The sequence below is a fragment of the Mesorhizobium sp. M1E.F.Ca.ET.063.01.1.1 genome (assembly GCF_003998155.1).
GTDB lineage: Bacteria > Pseudomonadota > Alphaproteobacteria > Rhizobiales > Rhizobiaceae > Mesorhizobium.
Genome location: NZ_RZSC01001434.1, coordinates 1 through 652, shown reverse-complemented (window position 1 = coordinate 652; position 652 = coordinate 1). Strand labels below are relative to the sequence as shown.

At 61.8% G+C, this 652-nt stretch carries 1 protein-coding gene and 1 pseudogene; both read right to left on the bottom strand.

Going from position 1 to position 652, the window contains the following annotated elements; genetic code table 11:
• Positions 1-243: hypothetical protein (locus tag EOA29_RS39055; protein WP_210213236.1), on the bottom strand; the 243-nt coding region annotated here is incomplete at its 3' end.
• Positions 244-392: 149 nt separating this feature from the next.
• Positions 393-652 (bottom strand): annotated as a pseudogene (locus EOA29_RS39050) (RNA methyltransferase); the annotation flags it as partial.

The following is a 652-nucleotide window of genomic DNA, read 5'->3' as shown; positions in this document are numbered from 1 at the left end:
CACCAGCAGCGTGCCGGCCTGCAGGAAGGCGTAGATGGCGGAAAGGACGATGTAGGCCCAAAGGATCCACTTGGCCCCGTTGGCATCGCGGCTGCGGCGCCAGGCGATGTTGCCGCGCAGCGCAACGAAGAGAAGAGACACAATAAGCGCGGCGCCGGCCAGGCCCTGCCGCGACGAACCCGGCATCGAATCGATCAATCCCGCAAAGCCGATCGTTGCGGCAATGCAGAGCACGATCGCCACCGCCTCCGCTATGAACAGAGCGAACGAATAGAAGAAGAAACGCAGACGGCCGATATTGGACGTGAACATATGCCACCCCACCGTTGCAATAACGATGGACCAAAACCGAATAATATTCGGTTACTTCGAAGGCTCAGGGCTTACAGATTTTAACTTTCTTTGTCCGCCACTCGTTTCCGTGCGGCCGGCAGCCGCCTCGGATCGTCTCCCGGCGAGCCGTCGCCGCGCGGCATTGCCGGAGAGAACCGGTCGAGCGACGAGATGATGCCGCGCAGCACCTTCAGTTCCGGCTCGGCGAATCCTGCCCGCGTCAGCACGGCGCGCAGATTGTCGACCATCTTCGGCCTCTTCTCCTCCGGCCGGAAATAGCCGCGCGCCTCGAGCGCGCCTTCCAGATAGGTGAACAGGC